The 21,619-nt window shown below is 63.4% G+C and carries 19 protein-coding genes; 12 read left to right on the forward strand and 7 right to left on the reverse strand.

Annotated elements, in window-relative coordinates; genetic code table 11:
• The first annotated feature begins 36 nt into the window (after nt 1-36).
• The 4 genes from FV139_RS07890 to FV139_RS07905 all read left to right on the forward strand — a co-directional run bounded on the left by FV139_RS07890 (nt 37) and on the right by FV139_RS07905 (nt 3,431).
• Nucleotides 37-1,437, forward strand: coding sequence for a metallophosphoesterase family protein (locus FV139_RS07890; protein ID WP_148067796.1), 1,401 nt, complete (start codon nt 37-39; stop codon nt 1,435-1,437).
• Entirely contained in the window at nt 1,388-1,654 is a 267-nt protein-coding gene (locus FV139_RS07895; protein ID WP_148067798.1) for an amphi-Trp domain-containing protein, read from the forward strand. Before FV139_RS07890 ends, FV139_RS07895 begins: the two co-directional genes overlap by 50 nt.
• 171 nt (nt 1,655-1,825) lie before the next feature.
• Complete coding sequence (locus tag FV139_RS07900; protein ID WP_148067800.1) at nt 1,826-2,578, forward strand: SDR family NAD(P)-dependent oxidoreductase; 753 nt, start codon at nt 1,826-1,828, stop codon at nt 2,576-2,578.
• A gap of 10 nt (nt 2,579-2,588) precedes the next feature.
• Complete coding sequence (locus tag FV139_RS07905; RefSeq protein WP_148067802.1) at nt 2,589-3,431, forward strand: SDR family NAD(P)-dependent oxidoreductase; 843 nt, start codon at nt 2,589-2,591, stop codon at nt 3,429-3,431.
• Between the two features lie 90 nt (nt 3,432-3,521).
• On the opposite strand, the gene FV139_RS07910 is transcribed toward FV139_RS07905, so the two are convergent.
• Together FV139_RS07910 and FV139_RS07915 are read right to left on the reverse strand one after the other, a co-directional pair.
• Nucleotides 3,522-5,063 carry an arylsulfatase gene (locus FV139_RS07910; RefSeq protein ID WP_148067804.1) on the reverse strand — a complete coding sequence of 514 codons (1,542 nt, stop codon included), beginning with the start codon at nt 5,061-5,063 and terminating at the stop codon, nt 3,522-3,524.
• Nucleotides 5,064-5,235: 172 nt separating this feature from the next.
• Nucleotides 5,236-6,624 (reverse strand): FAD-binding oxidoreductase, encoded by a 1,389-nt coding sequence (locus FV139_RS07915; protein ID WP_213004052.1) that lies wholly within the window; start codon nt 6,622-6,624, stop codon nt 5,236-5,238.
• Nucleotides 6,625-6,885: 261 nt separating this feature from the next.
• On the opposite strand from FV139_RS07915, the gene FV139_RS07920 reads away from it, so the two are divergent.
• From FV139_RS07920 to FV139_RS07950, 7 genes are all read left to right on the forward strand, one after another.
• Nucleotides 6,886-7,563, forward strand: coding sequence for a Crp/Fnr family transcriptional regulator (locus tag FV139_RS07920; RefSeq protein ID WP_148067806.1), 678 nt, complete (start codon nt 6,886-6,888; stop codon nt 7,561-7,563).
• A gap of 167 nt (nt 7,564-7,730) precedes the next feature.
• Complete coding sequence (locus tag FV139_RS07925; RefSeq protein ID WP_148067808.1) at nt 7,731-9,296, forward strand: acetolactate synthase large subunit; 1,566 nt, start codon at nt 7,731-7,733, stop codon at nt 9,294-9,296.
• A 49-nt stretch (nt 9,297-9,345) separates the two neighbouring features.
• Nucleotides 9,346-11,103 (forward strand): dihydroxy-acid dehydratase, encoded by a 1,758-nt coding sequence (locus FV139_RS07930; protein ID WP_148067810.1) that lies wholly within the window; start codon nt 9,346-9,348, stop codon nt 11,101-11,103.
• 36 nt (nt 11,104-11,139) lie between these two features.
• Nucleotides 11,140-12,084: a 2-hydroxyacid dehydrogenase gene (locus tag FV139_RS07935; protein WP_148067811.1), complete on the forward strand. Its 945-nt coding sequence runs from the start codon at nt 11,140-11,142 to the stop codon at nt 12,082-12,084.
• 38 nt (nt 12,085-12,122) lie between these two features.
• Entirely contained in the window at nt 12,123-13,301 is a 1,179-nt protein-coding gene (locus FV139_RS07940) for an L-lactate dehydrogenase (RefSeq protein WP_148067812.1), read from the forward strand.
• Nucleotides 13,298-14,791, forward strand: coding sequence for a UxaA family hydrolase (locus tag FV139_RS07945; protein ID WP_148067814.1), 1,494 nt, complete (start codon nt 13,298-13,300; stop codon nt 14,789-14,791). The genes FV139_RS07940 and FV139_RS07945 overlap by 4 nt, the downstream gene beginning before the upstream one ends.
• Nucleotides 14,792-14,909: 118 nt before the next feature.
• Nucleotides 14,910-16,292, forward strand: coding sequence for a GntP family permease (locus FV139_RS07950; protein WP_148067816.1), 1,383 nt, complete (start codon nt 14,910-14,912; stop codon nt 16,290-16,292).
• 7 nt (nt 16,293-16,299) lie between these two features.
• Here the strand turns inward: FV139_RS07950 and FV139_RS07955 are convergent, their stop codons facing one another.
• Both FV139_RS07955 and FV139_RS07960 read right to left on the reverse strand, forming a co-directional pair.
• On the reverse strand, nt 16,300-16,863 hold the full coding sequence (locus tag FV139_RS07955; RefSeq protein WP_148067818.1) for a nitroreductase family protein: 564 nt from the start codon (nt 16,861-16,863) through the stop codon (nt 16,300-16,302).
• Nucleotides 16,864-16,901: 38 nt separating this feature from the next.
• Nucleotides 16,902-17,561, reverse strand: coding sequence for a TetR/AcrR family transcriptional regulator (locus tag FV139_RS07960; RefSeq protein WP_187276447.1), 660 nt, complete (start codon nt 17,559-17,561; stop codon nt 16,902-16,904).
• A gap of 175 nt (nt 17,562-17,736) precedes the next feature.
• Here FV139_RS07960 and purU point away from each other — a divergent pair, with 175 nt between their 5' ends.
• A complete protein-coding gene (gene purU / locus FV139_RS07965) occupies nt 17,737-18,600 on the forward strand; it encodes a formyltetrahydrofolate deformylase (protein ID WP_148067822.1) in 864 nt (287 codons plus the stop codon).
• Between the two features lie 7 nt (nt 18,601-18,607).
• Here the strand turns inward: purU and FV139_RS07970 are convergent, their stop codons facing one another.
• From FV139_RS07970 to FV139_RS07980, 3 genes are all read right to left on the reverse strand, one after another.
• A complete protein-coding gene (locus FV139_RS07970) occupies nt 18,608-19,381 on the reverse strand; it encodes an SDR family NAD(P)-dependent oxidoreductase (protein WP_148067824.1) in 774 nt (257 codons plus the stop codon).
• A gap of 115 nt (nt 19,382-19,496) precedes the next feature.
• Nucleotides 19,497-20,729 (reverse strand): acetyl-CoA C-acetyltransferase, encoded by a 1,233-nt coding sequence (locus tag FV139_RS07975; RefSeq protein WP_148067826.1) that lies wholly within the window; start codon nt 20,727-20,729, stop codon nt 19,497-19,499.
• A gap of 24 nt (nt 20,730-20,753) precedes the next feature.
• Nucleotides 20,754-21,521, reverse strand: coding sequence for a crotonase/enoyl-CoA hydratase family protein (locus tag FV139_RS07980; protein WP_148067828.1), 768 nt, complete (start codon nt 21,519-21,521; stop codon nt 20,754-20,756).
• Nucleotides 21,522-21,619: the final 98 nt, after the last annotated feature.

A 21,619-nucleotide genomic window follows, 5' to 3' on the forward strand; every position in this document is an offset into this window, starting at 1 on the left:
CATATAAAAGGGGTAGCGACTTCACCGGAGCCTTGCATGGCCGTCACGACGTTGGAACAACACCTCCCGCAGGTCCGGGAAACCCACTGGACCCGGCACACCATGCCGGAGGTGGCTGAGCCCTGGCTGCACGGCCGGGAGAAATCGGTGGCGACCGATTGCAACACGCCGACCGCCCTGTCGGAAGTGCTGGCGACGGCCTGCCGGGGCACTGCATTGCGGGGGCCGAAACGGACGGTGCTGTTCGTCTCGGATGCTCATGCCGACGCCCAGGCTTTTACCGCCTCTCTGGCCGCCAGTGGCGGTGTTCGCCAGACCGGCCCCGGGGCGCGGGATTTCGTGCTCACGGCGCAGGGACGCAAGAGCGTGTTTGTGATCGGCGGCGACTGTCTCGACAAGGGCCCCAGCAATCTCGAACTACTGCGCACCATCGCCTATCTCAAGGGGCTGGGTGCACGGGTCAAACTACTGGCCGGCAATCACGATATGCGCTTGTTGATGGGCCTGCGCTGCCTCGAGCAGCGCGGCAGCCCCCTGACCGACCATATGTTCGTGCGCATGGGAAGCAAGGTCATTCCGCTCCTGCACGAGGTTTTTGTCGAACATGTACAGGACGAACCCGACAGCCTCAATAGTGTGCCGGATGAGGACGAGTGCCGTCGCGTCCTGTTTCCCGCCGACGACTGGTACGAGGCCTTTCCGCGCCTGGCGAAGCCCCACCTGTCCACTGCCGCCATCGACAAGGAGGTGCGGCGGGTACGGAGCAAGGTTCGCGATTTCGAGCAACAGTGCGCCGATGCCGGGATGACCCTGCGCCAGGTCTATGCCACGGCCCGGCGCTGCCAGCGCCTGTTCATGCGCAAGCGTGGTGAATTCGGCTGGTTCTTTGGCGATATGCAACTCGCGTGGCGCAGTGGCTCCTTCCTGTTCGTCCATGCCGGCCTCGACGATGAGATCGCCGGCCTGATCCGGCGTCGTGGTGTTGCCGAGGTAAACCGGCAGTTTCGCAAGACCGCCTCCCGCAACCTGTTCCAGTTTTACTTCGGCCCCCTGGCAAATACCCTGCGCACCAAATACCGGCGGGAAGACCTGCCGCTGACCGGGCGCGGCGTGGCACATGCCTACCGAAGCGGCGTGCATTTCGTGGTTCACGGGCACCGCAGCCGGCAGCAGGGGCAGCGTCTGGCGCTGCGATCCGGTATGCTCCACCTGGAGGGAGACATCACCCTCGATCGCAATTCGCGCCGGCAACTGGGGCTGCCCGGTTACGGCGCTGGTGCGACGATTATCCGCCCGGATGGACGCGTGGTAGGCGTCAGCGCGGATTATCCGCGCGCCAAGGTATTCGAGCCCGCCGCCTACCTGGATAACAGGACGTATTTCTACTATGACCCAAAGCCGCAAGAGTTTTCGTCACGAATCCCTGCAGGACGCTGACAGCATTCAGGAAATGCTCGATGCCATCGCCCGCGGGCTGGCAAAGGGAAAGCTCAGTTTCAGTGACGATGACGGTCAGGTTCAACTCAAGCCGTCCGGGCTGCTGAACTTCCGCGTGTCCGCCACCGAGGAAGAGGGAGAACATCGCCTCAGCCTCAGGATAAGCTGGCAGCCCGACGGCCAGCAGATCGAACACAAACCGCTGCAGGTCAAATAGGCCTCTATACCCGCCCCCGGCCCGGCGCTGCAGTACAGCTATTCAGGCGCAGCACCTCCCGCACCTCCGTCTGTCCCCTAACCACCTTTCAGTTCAACTATCTGGCAATGGCGCATTGCCGGTGTGGTGTACGCTTGCCGGTATTTACCCAACAGCAAAGAGGAAGATTACATGCAGCGGTTTGCGAACAGGACTGCGCTGGTGACCGGTGCGGGAAGTGGCATCGGCGCCATCGTGGCACGAGCCCTGGCTGCCCAGGGCGCCAGGGTCGCGGTCGTCGACGTCACTGCCGCCGGGCAGGCGACGGCCGATGCCATCTGCGAAGCGGGCGGTGAGGCCCTGTACCTGCAGTGCGACGTGCAGGACAGTGGCGCCGTTGAAAACACTGTGGCGGCCACGGTCGCGCGCTTGGGCAGCCTCGATATCGCCGTCAACAACGCCGCGATAGATCCGGAAACGGCGCCAGAAGCCGAGTGGGACGAGTCAGTGATGGAGCGGGTCTTCGCAATCAACGTCCAGGGCATCTTCCTGTGCCTGAAACACGAAATTGCCCACATGGTGGAGCAGGGCAGCGGCGCGATCGTCAATATGGCCTCCGCTGCGGGCCTGGTGGGCGTGATGAACAAGCCGGCCTATACCGCCAGCAAACACGCGGTGCTCGGACTCACCAAGGCGTCTGCTCTACAGTACGCAGCTCGGGGGGTGCGGATCAATGCGGTATGTCCCGGCGCGGTGGACACCCCCATGCTGGCCGACAACCTGCCACCCGGTGTCGACAAGACACTGATTGGTGCCAATCACCCCATCAATCGTCTCGCTACGCCCGAGGAGGTCGCCGAGGCCATCCTCTGGCTGTGTTCGGATGCCGCCAGTTACGTGGTGGGTCATGCCCTGACCGTCGACGGCGGCCTGACCATTCAATAGGAGAACTGCCATGCAGGATCTGGATTTCAGTGGCAAAGTGGTGGTGGTCACCGGTGGTGGCGCCGGTATCGGACGGGCGATTGCCGAAGCGTTCGCGCGGCGAGGGGCGTCTCTGGCGGTAGCGGAGATCGACCGCGAACGCTGCGACAGTGTGCGGCAGGTACTGAGCTCGAGTGGAGGAGAGGTACTGGTCAGCTGCCGTGACGTCACCCGGCGCGATGAGGTGGACGCGTTTATGGCGGAGGTGGCGGAGCGCTTCGCCGGCATCGACGTGCTGGTGAATAACGTCGGCGACTTCCTCGGTGTCATCAAGCCCTTCGAGTTCTGCGACGACGATGAGCTGGACCGGCTCTACCAGTGCAATCTCAATTCCATCTTCCGGGTAACCCGGGCGGCCATTCCACTACTGCGGGCGCGGGGCAAGGGCGGCAGTATCCTGGCGATTTCCTCGATCGAGGCCTTCCGCGGCATTCCCAATTGCGTGGCCTACAGCGCCTTCAAGCACGCTATTACCGGTTTCGTGCGCAGCCTGTCACTGGAGCTCGGCCCGGCGGGTCTCCGGGTCAATGCCATCGCGCCGGAAACCACGGAAACCGCCCAGGTCCGACCTTCCGAGCTCATCGCCGAGGAGCACCAGGCCCATATACGGCGCTGGATTCCACTGGAGCGTTTCGGCAAACCGGAGGATGCGGCGGGTTGCGCCCTGTTCCTGGCCTCGGAACTGTCGGGTTGGGTGACCGGGACCACGATCAACCTGGACGGCGGTGCGCTGGCGGCTGCCGGCTGGTACCGGGACCCCAATGAGCTGTGGACCAATGTGCCGGTGGTGACGGGTAACGGTTTCAATTTTTAGGCATAAAAAACCCCGCCAGGGGCGGGGTTCAGGGTGCAGGGGGCAGGGTGAGTCGTGCTTGCGCAGCTCACCCGAACTGCTGGCCTCGGATCAGGTTCCCTCGGCGCCCGCTGTCAGGTCGTTCATCACCTGGTCGAGGTTGAACGAAGCGGGGCGCTGGCGAGGGGGGAAGTCCTTGAAGGAGCCGACCATCTCTCCGGCGATCGACTGGGCGGCGGGGCCGGCCCACTGCATGATGGCTTCCATCCACTCGTAGTAGCTGTTGGCGTTGTGCTGGGCCCGCTCGAAGGGGTCCATGCGCAGGTCGAAGAACAGCGGCACCCGCAGGTCGACGAAGGGCTCCGCCCAGACCTGCATCTTGTTGGCGCGCTGCTCCTTGAACACCGCTTTCCAGCGGTCGTAGCGCATGGCGACCAGGCCGCCATCGTCGCTCCAGTAATAGAACTCGCGCCGCGGCCAATCGGCTTCGCTGCCACCGGTCAGGTGCGGCAGCAGGTTATAGCCATCCAGGTGGACCTTGTAGCGCTTGCCGCCGGCGCGGAAGCCACTCAGCAATTTCTCTTTCACCTCGGGTTCACCGGCTGCTGCCATCAGGGTGGGGACCCAGTCGGTATGCGACGCGATGTCGTTGCTGACGGAGTCGGGCGCGATCTTGCCCGGCCAGCGAATCACCAAGGGCACCCGGTAGCCGCCTTCCCAGTTGGTGTTTTTCTCACCGCGGAAGGGGGTGATACCGCCGTCGGGCCACATGTTGAAGTGGGGGCCGTTGTCGGTGGAGTAGATGACGATGGTGTTGTCGGCGATACCCAGTTCGTCGATCTTGTCGAGCAGGGTACCCACGTCGTTGTCGTGCTGCAGCATGCCGTCGGCGTAGAAGTTCAGGCCGGATTTGCCCGCCCACTTGTCGGGCACGTGGGTGACGTAGTGCATACGGCTGGAGTTCATCCACAGGAAGAACGGCTGGTCGCCCGCGGCCTTGCGCTCCATCCAGTCGATGGCGGCGGTCAGGAACTCCTCGTCCACGGTTTCCATGCGCTTGGTGTCCAGCGGGCCGGTGTCCTCGACGCGACCGTCCTCGTAGCTATGCAGCACACCGCGCGGGCCGAACTTCTTGCGGAACTCGGGATTCTTGGGGTACTGGGGGTGCTCAGGGGCTTCCTCCGCATTCAGGTGGTAGAGGTTGCCAAAGAACTCCTCGAAGCCGTGTGCAGTGGGCAGGAACTCGTCCTTGTCACCCAGGTGATTCTTGCCGAACTGGCCGCTGACATAGCCCTGGGCCTTCAGCAGTTCCGCCAGGGTGGGGTCTTCCGCCTGGATGCCCAGGTCGGAGCCCGGAAGGCCGACCTTGGTCAGGCCGGTGCGCACCGGCATCTGCCCGGTGATAAATGCGGCGCGGCCGGCAGTGCAGGACTGCTCGGCGTAGTAGTCAGTGAATCGCATGCCTTCGTTGGCGAGACGGTCGATGTTGGGGGTCTTGTATCCCATCATGCCGTCGTTGTTATAACTCAGGTTCCAGTAGCCAATATCATCGCCAAAGATGACCACGATATTGGGTCGCTCTGCGGCGGTTGCGAGGGCACTGAAGATAATAAGGGCTAGCGGAACCAGCCGTCGGAAGGGGTTGTACATCATGGAGATCTCCTGGATGACAGAGCGTCGGGAAGGGAGCCCCCCCTTGCGGAGAGGAGCCTCCATGATTATAGAAGTGACTGGCCAAACGACAAGAAATGACGGCCAGTTTGTGCGCGGCATCCCAGTATGGGATGCCGGCTGGCAGGTGACAGGAGAAAGCCGGAGGTGGGGCTCAGGGAGCCGGCGGCAGCACCTTGCCCGGGTTGAGGATGTTGCGCGGGTCCAGGGCGCCCTTGAGGGTGCGCATCAGGGCCAGTTCCTCGGCACCCCGGGAGATACCGATCCAGGGCTGTTTCTCCAGGCCAATGCCGTGTTCGGCGGAAACCGACCCTTTAAAGGCCGCCAGCGGGGCATAGACGATGCGTTCCACCACCGGGCGCAGCGCAGTTCCCTGGTCGTGGGGTACCTGGACAATAACGTGCAGGTTGCCGTCCCCGAGGTGCCCGAAAACCAGCAGGTGGTGCCCGGGTACCTGCTCCGCCAGCGCGGTGCGCAAGCCGGCAACGTACCCTTCCATCTCTGCGATCGGGAGGGAGACATCGAAAACGACCGGATAACCGTCCCTGAACACCTGTTCCACATCATCCCGCAGCCCCCAGAAGCGCTCGCAGTCCGATTCCGACTGGGACAGGGCGCCATCTACTACCAGGCCTGCCTCCATCGCGGATTCAAGGGCGGCAGCAAAGCGATCACTGTCGCCCTCCGGATCGGCGCCCTGGCTCTCGAGCAGCACGTAGTAGGGGTAGTCCTGGGCGATGGGCGGGCGGCCGGCGGCGGGCTCGGTTGTCACGAGACGGTAAAAATCCTGCCACATGACTTCATAGGCGGAGAGGGTGCCGCCCAGGTCCCGGTCCATGCGCTTGAGCAGGGCGGTGACGCTGGCAAAGTCCTCCAGCCCCAGCAGGGCCATGTTGCGGGTGGTGGGGGCCTCCCACAGGCGCAGGTTGAGGCGGGTGATCACACCCAGGGTGCCCTCGGAGCCAATGAACAACTGTTTGAGATCGTAGCCGGCGTTGTTCTTGATCAGGTTGTTGAGGGAGGAGACCACGGTGCCGTCGGCCAGCACCGCTTCCAGCCCCAGCACCATGTTGCGCATCATGCCGTAGCGGATCACCCGGTTGCCGCCCGCATTGGTCGCCGCGTTGCCTCCCACCGTAGCGGAGCCCCTGGCGCCGAGGTCAAGGGGGAAGATCAGGCCCTCGGCCTCAACCGCCTCCTGCAGTGTCTGCAGCACCACGCCGGACTGGACCGTGGCGCAGCGCTGGCGCGAATCGATCGCCTCAATCCGGTTCATGCGTTCCATCGACAGCATCAGCGTGTCCGCCGAGCCATCGGCGCCGTGCACCAGCCCGGTCAGGCCGCCCACCGGGACTACGGCAACATTGTGGGCGTTGCACCACCCCAGGACTGCGGCCACCTCGGCGGTCGAGGCGGGGCGGGCCAGCGCGGCACCCTGCAGGTTGTCCGGGCGCATGGCGCCGGCGGAGCGGGTGGCGACATCGGCGGCATCCAGTACAGCCGTCTCGCCAATCAGGGCCCGCAGTTCTTTAACCATATCCATTGTTATGTTCCTCTGTGAGATTGAGGCCGCGCCGGGCGACCCGCCAGGCGGACTACACATGCGGCCTGGCTGGTCTCCATAACCCCGCGGTCAAACCCGCTGTTACATAGTAGAAGGTGTTGGGGGCAGGGGAAACCGGAACGGCCACGCGGGCAGAACGCCTACTGGCAGGTGTCCACACGCTGTCATCGATAATCTTTTGGAGTATGATGCCGGGAAACGGGCGCCACCGTCGCCTTGGCGACAATTGCCGGCTAGCGAATGACAATCGACCCAACGCAACAGAACTGGATTCACGGACTCCCGGACCCTATCAGGGACGAAGTCCTGGCCTGTATGCATGAGCGGGACTACGCGCCGGGCGATATGATTTACCGGACGGGAGAACCGGGCCACGAGCTGTACCAGATACTTCGTGGCAATGTCCGGATCTTCACCATCAGTGAAGAGGGGCGTGAGCTCCTGTACGAAATGTTCCCTGAGGGGGCCTGTTTCGGAGAGTCGAGCCTGATCGACGAGGGGCCGCGGCCGCATATGACCCAGGCGGTGGGGGATGTTCGCCTGCGGGTGCTTTCCCGCGACGATTTCGAGATGCTGTGGCGCCGGTACCCGGAAGTCTCCATGGCCGTCGCGCGGCTGCAGACCTACCGGGCGCGGCGCCTGTACGGAGTTTACGAGCATGTCAGCCTCAATGCCCTGTCGCGGCGCATGGCCGACAGGCTCAGCGTTCTGGCTGCCACGGTCGGCGAGGTCCGGGAGGACGGTATCTATTTTCGTCTGCGGATCACCCAGGAGGATATCGGCAGCCTGGTGGTCGGATCCCGGCAATCGGTGAACAAAATTCTCAAACAGTGGCAGCAGGACAACGTAATCGACCTGGCCTATGGCTCACTGGTCATTCGCGACCTCGCCACCCTGCAGCGCCTGGCCACGGCCTGATCCTTGCTGCGCCTCCCCGGCGGGCATCTACACTGTCTTCACCATCCACGCTATTGCTTCGCGGTCACTTCACGGCCTTTACACTATCGCGTGGATGACAAACTTTTCTGTTGGCGGGACCTATACTGCGGTCCTGCAGTCTGTGAATAACTACAAAGGAAGCTCGCATGAACGGTGCCGAAAGCCTGATCCAGACCCTGGTCGACAGCGGTGTGGACGTCTGTTTCACCAATCCCGGAACATCCGAGATGCACTTTGTTGCCGCCCTCGACGAAATTGAGGGCATGCGCTGTGTCCTGTGCCTGTTTGAAGGCGTAGTCAGCGGTGCCGCGCTCGGTTACGCGGCGATGGCGGAGAAGCCCGCTTCGACCCTGTTGCACCTCGGTCCCGGGCTCGGCAACGCCCTGGCCAACATCCACAATGCCAAGAAGGGCAACCTGCCGATGGTTAATATCGTCGGCGACCACGCGACCTACCACCTCGAGTACGACGCTCCCCTGACCTCGGACATCGCCGGGATCGCCGGAACCGTTTCCCATTGGGTACACAGTTCGGCAACGCCGGCCGACATCGCCCGCGACGCAGCGGAAGCTGTGCAACAGGCGGGTATTGGCCAGATCGCTACCCTGATTCTGCCGGCTGACGTTTCCTGGGGTGACAACCCTGAGGGTGCCGCTCCGGCCCCGGCCCCGGCCACCCCGGCTGCGGTAGCGGCTGACAAGCTGAATGAGGCCGCCGCCTTGCTCCGTGCCGACAAAGACACCGTCATCATGGTGGGCGGGCGCAACCTGACCCGGGAGCGCGGCCTGCAACTGGGTCGCCTCGCCGAGGCGACCGGAGCCAGGGTCCTCACCGAGACCTTCCCCAGTCGCGTTCGGCGCGGCGCCGGTACCGCGCAAATCGAGCGTCTGCCGTATCTCGCCGAACTGGCCATCGAAGAACTGAAATCCACCGAGCAGTTGCTGCTGATTGGCTGCGCCAGCCCGGTGTCCTTCTTTGCCTATCCCAATGTGCCCAGCGTACTGGAGCCGGAAGGTTGCACCGTGTTCCCCCTGGCCGGCCCCAACGACGACATCGATGCGGCGATCGAGGCCCTGCTGGGCGAATTCGACGCAACTGGCCGGGAGGTGGCCGTGCGGCCGCTGGAGGTGCCTCCCGCACCGACCGGGGCACTGGATGCCAACGCCGCGGCCCAGGCACTGGCCCACCATCTGCCCGAGGATGCCATCGTGGTCGACGAGGGTGTGACGACCGGCCTGGCCTGTTTCCCGTTTACCGCCAATGGCCGCTCTCACGACTGGCTGAACCTGCCGGGTGGGTCCATTGGTTTTGGTCTGCCGGCTGCCGTAGGTGCCGCCATTGCCTGTCCGGAGCGCAAGGTCATCTGCCTGGAGGGTGACGGCAGCGCCATGTACACCGTGCAATCCCTGTGGACCATGGCCAGGGAAAACCTGGATATCACCGTGCTCCTGTTCAACAACCGCAAGTACAGCATCCTCGAGCTCGAATTTGCCCGCACCGGCGCCCGCGGGGGCAAGCCGGGACCCAAGGCCGCCAGCTCGCTGGATATCGGCAGCCCCAACATGGACTTCGCCAGCATGGCTCGCGGTATGGGCATGGAGGCTATTGTGGCGACCACCGCCGATGAGTTCAGTGACGCCCTGGCCACCGCCATGGCCTTCAAGGGGCCATTCCTGATCGATGCCAGGGTTCCGCCGCTGCAACTGGGATAGGCCAGCGGAATCCCGGAGCCGATAAAATTCTGAGGTACAGGATAACAACATGAGCGACAAGCCAAACACCTCCCGCCCCCCTTATCGTTCCAACGTGATGAAAAACGGGCCGATCAAGGCCGCCGCCCGCGCCATGTTGCGCGGGCTGGGTCTCGACGATGAGGATATCGCCCAGCCCTTCGTTGGCGTGGTCTCCAGTCACGGTGAGATGAGTCCCTGTAATATGCGCCTGTCCGAGGTTGCGGAACAGGCCCGCTGGGGCATTTATCGCGAGGGTGGTACCCCGCGGGAATTCAATACCATTTCCGTCTCTGACGGCCTGGTGAATGGCCACACGGGCATGCACTTTTCCCTGATGTCGCGGGAACTGATTGCCGACAGTATCGAGATCGTCATGCGGGCGCACCAGTATGACGGGCTGATGTGTATCGGTGCCTGCGACAAGAATTTTCCCGGCATGATGATGGCGCTGACCCGTCTGAATGTGCCGGGCGCTTTCCTCAACGGCGGGCCAGCCCTGCCGGGACGCTACAAGGATGCACCGGCAGACGTCAAAACCGTGGGTGAATACACCGGCAAGCTCATCGCCAGACAGACCACCGAAGATGAACTGGAAGATGTTTCACGGGCCGCCTGGCCTGCATCCGGTTGCTGCGCCGGCCAGTTCACGGCCAATACCATGGGCATGATTGCCGAGGTACTCGGCTTTGCGCCGCTGGGTTCCAGCACCATTCCCTCGGTGCACTCCCAACGCCGGGCCATGGCCCGCAGCGCAGGACGGAAGCTGATGAGCGCGGTACAGGCGAACTTTCCGCTGCCCCGCGACCTGGTTACCCGTAAAAGCCTCGAGAATGCCTGTGCAGCAGTGGCGGCCACCGGCGGCTCCACCAACTCCGTGCTGCATATCCCGGCCATCGCCAACGAGGCGGGTATCGAGTTTACCGTTGAGGATGTCGCGGCTGTGTTTGAGCGCACGCCGCTGATCACCCACCTGAGCCCCTCCGGCCCCTACCTGTACGCCGACCTGCACGAAGCCGGCGGTGTGCCGGTCATCCTCAAGCAACTGCTCAAGGGTGGCTACCTGCACGGCGACTGCCTGACCCTTGAGGGTACAACGCTGGACCAGGCGCTCGCCGATGCGCCGGAAGCGGATGGCAAGGTGGTCGAGGCCATCGAGCATCCCCGAACCCCCCACGGCGGGCTGCAAATTCTCAAGGGCAACCTGGCGACGGATGGCGCGGTGATCAAGTCCGCCGGACTGGATACCCGGCACTTCAGTGGGCCGGCCCGGGTGTTTGAGTCGGAGGAGCAGTGCCTGCAGGCGCTGCTGGCCAACCAGATCGAGGACGGTGAGGTGGTCGTCATCCGCAACGAGGGCCCCGTGGGCGGCCCGGGTATGCGTGAAATGGTGACCGTCACCGCGCTGCTGTATGGCATGGGCAAAGGGGAGAGCGTGGCCATGGTGACGGACGGACGCTTCTCCGGCGCTTCCCGTGGCCTCTGTGTCGGCTATGTCACACCGGAAGCCGCCAAAGGTGGCCTGATTGGCCTGGTGGAGAATGGCGATACCATCACCATCGATCTGGAAACCCAGTCGCTGCACCTGGAGGTGGACGACGGCACGCTGCAAGCGCGCGAGGCTAGCCCGCGCCCGCAGGATGCCAGTGGCAAGGCCTACATCGCCGCTGCCGGCTACGCCCAGAAGTACATCGCCAGCGTTGGACCCGCCACTCGCGGCGCCGTCACTCACTCGGGCAATGTTGACTGGCGGAATGAGGCCGAGGCTGCGCCAGGCTCAGGAAAATAACCCGGCGCGAACATCGATACGGTAAGGAATTCAGCAATGTCCGACGTAAAAATCACCCTGGCGGGCCCGCTGCCACCAGCACTGCGGCAAGGTATTGAACAGCTGGGCCAGGTGACGGTGGCAGGTACCGACGCCGATGCCCTGACGGGGAGTAGTGTCTATGTGGCCACTCCGATGAACCCGATCGATGCCGCAGTAATCGAGGGTCTGCCGGACAGTGTCCGGCTCATCGCCAGTATCGGCGTAGGCACCGACCACATCGATATCGACGCCGCGACCGCGCGCTCGATCATGGTCAGCAACACCCCCGTGGTCACCGAAGACACCGCCGACCTGACCTTTACCCTGCTGTTGGCAACCTGTCGCCGGCTGACGCGCTGTGAGCAGCTGCTCAGGGACGACGACTGGATGGGTGCCCAGCAGGTACTCGGTCACCGGGTTCACGGCAAGACCCTCGGCATCGTCGGTTTCGGCGATATCGGGCAGGCCGTGGCTCGCCGAGCAGCCGGATTCAATATGAAGGTGATCTACCACGGTCCACGTCGCAAGCCCGAGGCGGAAGCCGCACTGGGCGCTGAATACTGCGAAAGCCTGGAGGCGCTGTTGGCGCAAAGCGACATCGTTTCCTTGAACTGCCCGTTGACCAGCGACACCCGGCACCTGATCAACGCAGCCTCACTGGCATCGATCAAAGCGGGAGCAGTGTTGATCAATACCGGTCGCGGCGCCCTGGTCCACGAGCAGGCGCTGGTTGACGCCCTGGCAGCGGGCCAGCTGGGAGCGGCCGGTCTCGATGTGTTCGAGTTTGAGCCGGAGGTAACGCCTGCGCTCAAGGCGTTCGACAATGTCACGTTGCTGCCTCACATCGGCAGTGCCACCGGCGAGTGCCGGATGGATATGGCCCTGCGCCTGATTGGCAACATTAAAACTTTCATCAGCAGCGGTGCGCCCGCTGACCTCTGTAACCCGGTTGGCCTCTAAACCACGATATAACAGCGATATAACAACGGAGTCAGGTAATGAGTATCTATGACGTCATTCCAGTAACCGCGGAAGATCATCGACGCAGGGCCCGCCGCCGCCTGCCGCGATTTCTGTTTGACTACATTGAGGGTGGTGCCAACGACGAACTGACCCTGGCGGCCAATAGCCGCGATTTCCAGCAACTGCAGTTTCGTCAGCGTGTGATGCGAGATGTGTCCACCGTCGATACCGCCTGCGAACTGCTGGGTTTTCAGTCCTCGGCACCCATGGTGATCGCCCCGGTCGGGATGACCGGTATGTACGCCCGGCGCGGTGAGGTCCAGGCAGCACGGGCCGCGAAGGCAGCCGGGCTACCGTTTACGCTGTCCACCATGAGCATCTGTCCGCTGGAGGAAGTGCAGGCCGCCACCCAGACGCCGTTCTGGTTCCAGCTTTACATGATACGCGACCGCGAGTTTGTGCAGCGGCTGTTGCAACGCGCCAAGGCGGCGGGTTGCACCACCCTGGTGTTTACCGTTGACCTGCCATTGCCCGGTATGCGCCTGCGCGATTTTCGCAATGGCATGCTCGGCGGGGGGCTTCCCGGCAAACTCAGCCAGCTCGCCCAGTTGGTGAGCAGCCCGCTGTGGGCCCTGGATGTCGGCATCAAGGGCAAGCCTCACAACTTCGGCAACCTCAAGGAAAAGATTGCCGACCCCGACGACCTGGACCTCTACAAGGCTTTCATTGATTCCCAGTTCGATCCCAGCTGTACCTGGGACGATATTCGCTGGCTCCGCGACCAGTGGCAGGGCAAGTTGCTGGTGAAGGGCGTTCAGGAAGTGGACGACGCCCGGGCGGCGGTGGACGCAGGTGCCGACGCGGTGCTGGTTTCCAACCACGGCGCACGACAGCTCGATTCGGTGGCCTCGTCCATCTCCAAGCTACCGGCGGTCGTGGCTGCTGTAGGTAGTGAGGTGGAGGTTTACGTCGATGGCGGCGTGCGCAGCGGCCTCGATGTCGTCAAGGCAAGGTGTCTGGGCGCCACCGGCGTCTTTCTCGGCAGGGCCTGGGTCTATGCCCTGGCATCGCGAGGGCAGCAGGGCGTCGAACAGCTTCTCGGTCTGTTCCAGAAGGAAATCGCCACCGCGATGGCGCTCATGGGTGTCAACCAGCTGGATGATCTCAATCCAGAGCTGTTGGAAACCGCGATATCCAGGGGAAACCCGGGATGACCAGTGCCTTTACGCTTCTGCATCCCAACGACGATGTACTGATTGCGCTGCGTGATATTTCCGCTGGCGCTGAAGTGACGCCCGGGGTGGTAGCGTCCTCGGACATCACGGCGGGTCACAAACTCGCGCGCAAGCCCGTCGCAGCCGGCGAACCGGTGCATCGCTACAACCAGATTATCGGTACGGCCAGCGCAGACATCGCCGTGGGTGACCACGTTCACACCCACAACATGGCGATGGCTGAATTCGAGCGCGACTACAACATGTGCGGCAATGCACAGCCGACCGACTACGTCGCTACGCCGCGGACCTTTATGGGTATCCGTCGCCCGGACGGCCGGGTCGCCACCCGCAACTACATCGGCGTCATCGCCAGTGTGAATTGCTCTGCGACCGCGGCGAAACAGGTGGCCGAACAGTTCAAGGGTCGCCTCGACGACTACCCCAACGTGGATGGCGTGGTCGCCCTGACCCACAAGAGCGGCTGCGGCCTGGACGCCCCACTGGAGGGGTTCAAACTGTTCAAGCGGGCGCTAGCGGGATACGTGAAACATCCGAATTTCGCCCACATTGTGGTGATCGGTCTCGGCTGCGAAATCACCAATCTCGGCGATATTCTCGATGGCTGGCCCGGTGACTCACTCTCGATTCAGGAGGTGGGCGGAACGCCGGCCACGGTCGCCGAAGCGGTCCGTCGCATCGAAGCGGTGCTGCCGGAAGCCAATCGGGTGGAGCGGGAGCCGATTCCCCTGGGCGAGCTGAAACTGGCGATGCAGTGTGGTGGATCCGATGGACATTCCGGTATCAGCTGCAATCCGGCCCTGGGTTACGCCGTCGATCTGCTGGTGCGCCATGGCGGCACTGCGATTCTCTCGGAAACCACCGAGTGTTACGGCGCCGAGCATGTCCTGACCGCGCGGGCCGCAAGTCCGGAAGTGGGCCAGAAACTGGTCGAGCGGATCAAGTGGTGGGAAGCGTTTACCGCCGGCCGTGGCCTGGTGATCAACAACAACCCGTCGCCGGGTAACAAAGCCGGCGGGCTCACCACGATTATCGAAAAATCCCTCGGATCCATTGCCAAGGGCGGCACGACCAATCTCAATGAGGTCTACGAGTACGCCGAACCGGTCGCGGCGGGCAAGGGTCTGGTGTTTATGGATGCGCCGTCCTTCGACCCGGTGGGCGCTACCGCCCAGGTGGCGGGTGGCGCCACGGTGATGGTGTTTACCACGGGGCGCGGCTCGGCCTTTGGCTGCAAGCCAACGCCCTCCATCAAACTCATCGATAACACCCGCATGTTCGAATTGATGCCGGATGATATCGATATCAATACCGGTACGATTCTGGAAGGGCGGGAAACCGTAGAACAGAGCGGTGAACAGATCTTCGAGCGTATCATCGCGGTGGCTTCCGGGGAAATGACCAAGAGTGAACTGCTGGGTTACGGCGAGGAAGAGTTTTGCCCCTGGGATCTCGGCGTCATGCTGTGATCCCGGGCGGGCTCAATACCGGCCGTGCCGTATCCCGGTGCGCGAATGATTACGGCATGCCCCTACCGCTGAATCGGTGACGGCAGTCGTGCAAGAACATAAAAATGGAATAATCTGAATGAGCTTCGAAACACTCATCGGCTACCTGGGCCTGCTGGGCGGCCTGGTCCTGCTGATATGGCTGGCCCTGCGGGGTATCAACATTATTCTGGCAGCCTTGCTCAGCTCTGCGCTGGTCATCCTGACCAACGGCCTGCCCATCGCCGCCGGGCTGAGCGAGTACTTTGCCTTTGGTGGCCTCGGCGCCTTCACCTTCGCCGGCAAATTCTTCCTGCTGTTCGCCACCGGGGCCATGTTCGGCCGGGTCATGGGAGAGAGTCACGCCGCTTCCAGTATCGCCCTGGCGCTGGTGCGCCAGCTCGGCGCGCAACGGGTGCTGTGGATTACGGTGCTCGCCTCTACGTTGCTGACCTACGGCGGGGTAGTGGTGTTTGTGGTGATTTTTGCCATGTACCCACTCGGGCTGAAGCTGTTGCAAAAGGCTGATGTCCCCAAGCGCCTGTTTTGTGCGGCGCTCGCTTTGGGTTCGGGGACGTACACGCTGACCGCGCTGCCGGGCACGCCCTCCATTCACAACGTGATTTCTTCCGTTTCCCTGGGTACCGACCTGTTCGCCGGCGCGTGGCTGGGTATCCTCGGAGGTTCGCTGATGTTTGCCCTGGGCATGTGGTACCTGGAGCGTGAAAGGTCCCTGGCGGCCGCACGAGGGGAGGGCTTCGAACCCGGGCCTGGCGACCACAGCCTGGCTTCTGACCCGGGGGAAGACAGCTATCCTTCCTGGCCACTGGCACTGCTGCCCCCGGTGCTGGTCCTGGCCACGATTCTGCTCCCGCGCCTGGTGACCATCGTGCTGGGAGAGTCGGCCCAGGACATTGACCTGCTGGCCTTTGCCAACAGCCAGCCCGTGGTCTGGCCGAGCCTGGCTCTGGTGGGCGGGACGCTGCTCTGTGTGGTGCTGTTCCCGACGCTTCGCAGCAGGGCCCTGCACTGCATCGGCGAGGGCACCCAGGACTCCATCATGCCGTTGATCAACACGGCTGCGGTTATTGGCTTCGGCGGAGTGGTCACCCATACCGAGGGCTTTCAGCAGTTCGTGCAGTTGATGCTGGAGGCCCCGTTGCCGCCGCTGCTGTCCATGTTTACGTCGATCAGCATGATCTCGGCCATCACCGGTTCTGCCTCCGGGGGATTGCAGATTTTCATGACGACCATGGCCCAGGGCTATCTCGATATGGGCATTGCGCCCGGGACCCTGCACCGCCTCGCCACCATGGCCGCCGGGGGCTTTGACTCGCTGCCCCACTGCGGGGCGGTCGTGGCGATGTTGACCATCACCGGGCTCAGCCACAAGCAGGCCTACCGGGATGTCGGCATGGTGACCGTGGTTATCCCGGTGCTCGCAACCCTGGTCTGCATTGGCCTGGCGGCGGTACTGGGCTGAGTTCGCGCTAGCTGCGACGCACGATCTCCTCCATGGGTTTGCGCTGGCGCGGGCCCTGGTCGCGCTGGAGATAAGCTTCCGGCAGGTCCGGGGTGTCGCCGGCGTAGCCTATCGCGAGGGCCGTGAGGGCCTCCTGGGTCGCTCCCAGGTTGAAGTCGCTGTGGGCTTTTTCTGGCTCGATTCCGATCATCTGGTGTACCACCAGGCCCCGCGCCGTGGCTTCCACGGTCAGGAACGCTGACGCGGCCCCGAGATCGTGGGGGGCCGCCTTGTTGGGCTTGCCATTGTGCTCGAAGGCGGTTTCCATGATGCCCAGGGCCAGTACCGGGGCGTGCTGCGCCCAGGGCTGGTTACCCTCGACCAGTACCTCAAGAATAGCCTGCCACAGGGACGGGTTTTCCTCCCGCACACCAAGGATGTAGCGCCACGGCTGGGCATTGTAGGAAGACATGGCCCAGCGAGCGGCCTCGAACAGGGCCTCGACGTCCTCGGTGGCGACACTGCGGGCCGGGTCAAACTGGTAGGGGCTGCGACGTTCCCGGAACAGGGGAAGGATGTTGATCTCGCTCATTGGGTACTCCTTGTCTGTGCGGTGAAGTTTGCTTGATGTTACGTGGAGCCCAGCGCCGCTGCCTCTGCTACCACACCCTGCAGGTAGAGCCTGGCATTGGTTCTGAGCATGTCGCCGATGGACGTGGCACGGCTGAACTCGTTAAATGCCCGCTGGTTCTGCAGCAGGCTGAGGCCGTGGGCCATCGACCAGAAGGCCAGGGCGATATCCTCTGGCGGGAGGTGATGGATATCGTTGAGCCTGCACCAATCGCCCAGGGCGTCGATAAAAAATCGCAGGCCCCTGATTCGCCGGGTGAAACTCTCCTGGCTGGTCAGTTCGGTGCCGAGGCTGCCCCACATCAGTTCGTAGAAGGCCTGGTGCCGCTGCAGAAAGTCCAGGTAGGTGAGTCCCAGGGCCACCAGGCAGTCCTCGGTGCCGGGTGCGTAGCGGGCGGCGCTGCGCTCGACCTCGCAGTTCAGGGCATAGTAGGCGAGGTCGGTGACGGCTTCGAGTAATTCATTGCGGTCGCGAAAGTGGCGATAGGGTGCGGCAGTACTCACACCGAGCCGCCGGGCCGCCGCCGCAAGGGAGAACGCCATCAGGCCTTCTTCCTCGATGAGCTCGGCCGCGGCGATAATCAGGGCGTGCTGCAGGTCCCCGTGGTGGTAGCGTGTGCTGGCACTATTGCCGGTATTGGTGCTGCGCTCGCTGGCCAAGGATCGCCCCCCGTCAGGCAATGAGTCTGGTATGCGGGCAGTGTGTCTCAGGCAGTGGCTCGGTGCAATGGCGTTTGGGGGCACGATAGTGCTAGTGTACTGCCCCCGCCGGGGGAGCGGACGCCGCAGCGCCCGGCTTCCGGTCACGCCACGGCAACCAGGCAAGGAAAAGAGCATGACTCAACGCAGTTACCGTCTCGTGGGCATCTGCCCGGACCAGGTCGGCATCGTCGCCCGTATCGCCAGTTTTATCGCTGCGAAAGGCGGTTCCATCATCGGCGCCAGCCAGTACGAAGATACCGAGACCCGCCTGTTTTACATGCGTTATGTGGTAGATGCCGACAGTCTCAACATGGACGCTGACGCATTTCGCGCCGCCTTCGACCCGGTGGCCCGCGAGTTGCAAATGGAATGGCGTCTGACGGAATCGGCAAAACCCAAGCGTGTGGTCCTCATGGTAAGCCGACTCGATCACTGCCTGGCGGACCTGCTGCACCTGTGGCGCAGCGGCGACCTGTTTTTCGAACCGGCCTGCGTTATCTCCAATCACGACGACCTGCGTGAACTGGTAGAGTGGCACGGTGTTACCTACCATCATGTGCCCGTACCCAGGGAGGACGCAGGCAAGCAGGCGGCTTTCGAACAGACCTCAGCCCTGATCCGTGCGGCCGAACCCGATACGATAGTGCTCGCCCGCTATATGCAGATCCTGCCGCCCTGGCTGTGTTCGGAGTATGCCGGCCGGATCATCAATATCCACCACAGTTTCCTGCCGTCCTTCATCGGGGCCAGACCCTACCACCAGGCCTTCCACCGGGGCGTCAAGCTGACCGGAGCCACCTGCCACTATGTCACCGAGGAGCTCGATGCGGGCCCCATCATCGAGCAGGACGTTATCCGTATCCGCCACCACGACACCGTGGAAGAACTGGTGCGCCTCGGCAAGGACGTGGAGAAAACCGTGCTGGCCCGCGGCCTGCGCTACCACCTTGAGGACCGGGTGCTGGTGCAGGGCAACAAGACCGTGGTGTTCTCCTGAGGCGCGATCAGCACATCACGCTGCCGCCATCCACATGATAGGCCTGGCCGTTGATCCACTGGCCATCGTCCGATAACAGCATGGCCACCACGGCGGCGATATCGTCCGGGTGGCCGAGGCGAGTGTGCGGTGTACCAGCCAGGGCCATCTTCTCGAACTCGCGCGGTATCCGGCCACTGCTGCGCATTTCGTCGGTAATGGTCAGTCCGGGAGAGACGCAGTTTGCCCGGATACCCTCCCGGCCCCAGCGACTGGCGACGTGCCGCATGAGTGCGTTGATACCGCTCTTGGTTACTGCGTAGGCAGGCCGCGTGGGCTCCGCCGCCTCCGCGGCGCCGGAACTGGTGTAGACCACGGCGCCGCCCCTCACCAGCAGATGTGGCAGCACGGCGCGGGTGGCGAGGAAATGACCGCGCAGGTTGACCGCCAGGGTGCGGTCGAATACGGCGAGGTCCTCGCTCAGGGCGTCGCTGTCCTCGTGAATGATCCTCATGTCCGCCGCATTGATATGGGCGCCGTCCAGCCGTCCGAGCTGGGTCAGCGCCTCGTCGATGACCTGGTTGACCGAACCCTCATCAGCGATATCGAAGGGCAGGGCGAAGGCCCGGCCACCGGCTGCAATGACTTCCTCTGCGACGGCTGCGGCGGCCTCGAGGTTGATGTCGGCGAGGCAGACATGGGCGCCTTCCTGTGCCAGCCGGCGGGCCGTGGAGGCGCCAATGCCGGTGCCGGCGCCGAGGACAATGATGGCCTTATCGTGGAGTCGTGCTGCGTACGGCATGCGAATCTTCCCTGTTATGGATGAGCCTGCATGCAATATGAGGGGGGAGGTCGGCGCAGGGAAGTGCGCCGGGGGAAAACGCGGGGAGTGGTTTGAATAGTCTCCCCGCGGACGCTCAGATGCGCTCGATAATGATGGCCGGGGCCATGCCGCCGGCAGCGCACATGGTGACCAGCCCAAACTGCTGATCCCGGCGCTCCAGTTCGTCGAGCACGGTGCCAATCAGGATGGAGCCGGTAGCACCAATCGGATGACCCAGAGCCATCGCGCCACCATTGACGTTGACCTTGTCGCGATCCAGGTCCAGGTCACGGATAAACTTCTCCGCGACCACGGCAAAGGCCTCGTTGATCTCGAACAGGTCGATGTCGGCCAGCGACAGGCCGGCCTTTTTCAGCACTTTGCGCGCCGCGGGTACCGGCGCATTGAGCATCAGGGTAGGGGAGTCGCCCATGTTGGCCATGGCCACGATGCGGGCCCGGGGCTTCATGCCGTGGGCACGGGCGTAGTCCGGTGATGCCAACAGCAGTGCCGCCGCACCGTCCACGACGCCGGAAGAGTTACCGGCGTGGTGAACGTGGTTGATTTTCAGGTCGGGGTAGACCTGGCCCACCAGGGCGCGGAAGGTGGTGCCCGCCTCGTCGAGCGGGTAATCGGCCATGGCCTCGAAAGCCGGCTTGAGCCCGGCGAGACTCTCCAGGGTGGTGCCGGGGCGGGGGAACTCCTCCCGGTCCAGGGCCAGGCTGCCATCGGGTTTGTAAACCGGCACCAGGCTCTTGGCGAAGTGGCCGTTTTCAATGGCGAAGGCGGCGCGGTTCTGGGATTCTACCGCCAGCTGGTCCACTGCTTCCCGGTCGATGCCTTCCAGGGTGGCGATCGCGTCGGCGCACACGCCCTGGTGGGGCTGTGGGTGACGCTCCCGCAGGCGCAGGTTGTCGCTGTCGATGAAGGGCGACTGGCCCGCCGCCTGGCTATAGCTGGACATCATTTCACAGCCGCCGCCGATCACCAGGTCCTCCATGCCGGACATGATGGACGCTGCCGCCAGATTCACCGCGGTAATGCCTGAGCCGCAAAAGCGGTCCAGGGTCACACCGGAGGAGCGCACGTCGTAGCCCGCGTCCAGGGCCGCCATGCGGGCGAGGTCGCCACCCTGCTGACCGCGCTGGGCACTGGTGCCAAAAATGATATCGTCCACCTCCGCGGTGTCGAGCTGGTTGCGTTCTGCCAGGACTTTGAGGACTGCCGCCCCCAAGTGCTGGGGATGTTCGTCCGCCAGTGCTCCCTTGCCTTTTTTACCAATGCCGCGAGGGGTGCGGCAGGCGTCGATAATCCATGCTTCAGACATAACAGTACTCCTCCGTCGGGCGGCCTAGCGGCCTTTCCATTGCGGTGCGCGCTTCTCGGCAAAGGCAGTCGCGCCCTCGATAGCGTCCTCACTGGTAAAGACCGGCTGTACGATTTTCTGCTGTTCGGCAAACATCACGTCGCTGGTCCAGTCCTTGGCGTTGGCAATGACTTTTTTGCTGGCCGCGACGGCCATGGGGCCATTGGCGGCAATGCGTGCAGCCAGCTCCAGGGCGGCCTCCAGGGCGGTTCCGGATGCGACCACCCGGTTGACCAGGCCCAGTTCGTAGGCGCGGGACGCATCGATGAAGTCACCGGTCAGGGCCAACTCCATGGCAATGTGTTCGGGAATCTGCTTCGGTAGCTTGACCAGCCCGCCCGCCGCGGCAGCGAGACCGCGCTTGACCTCCGGGATCCCGAACCGGGCGTCGTCAGCGGCGACAATAAGATCGCAGGTGATGGCCACCTCAAAGCCTCCGGCCAGGGCGAAGCCCTCGACCGCGGCAATCAGCGGTTTGGCGGCGATGTATTCACACATCCCGGCAAAACCTTTTCCCTTCACCATGGGGTTTTCTCCGGCGACGAAGGCCTTGAGGTCCATGCCCGAGCAGAAGGTACCGCCGGCGCCGGTGATCAGCCCTACGCGTAACTCCGGGTTGCTCTCGAGCTCGTCAATGGCCGCTGCAATACCTTCAGCCACTGCCAGGTTGACAGCGTTTTTCGCCTGCGGGCGATTCAGGGTGATGATCAGGACGCCGTCCTGGACCTGGGTGAGTACGGGGGTATCAGACATGGTGGATCTCCAGCGGAATGAATGATTTTATCGTCTGAATGGTAACCTACGCGGCCCTGCGCCAGCCAGCTAACCCTATTGCGAGGGTAGGGCGAATC

The organism is Parahaliea maris (assembly GCF_008064665.1).
Lineage (GTDB): Bacteria > Pseudomonadota > Gammaproteobacteria > Pseudomonadales > Halieaceae > Parahaliea > Parahaliea maris.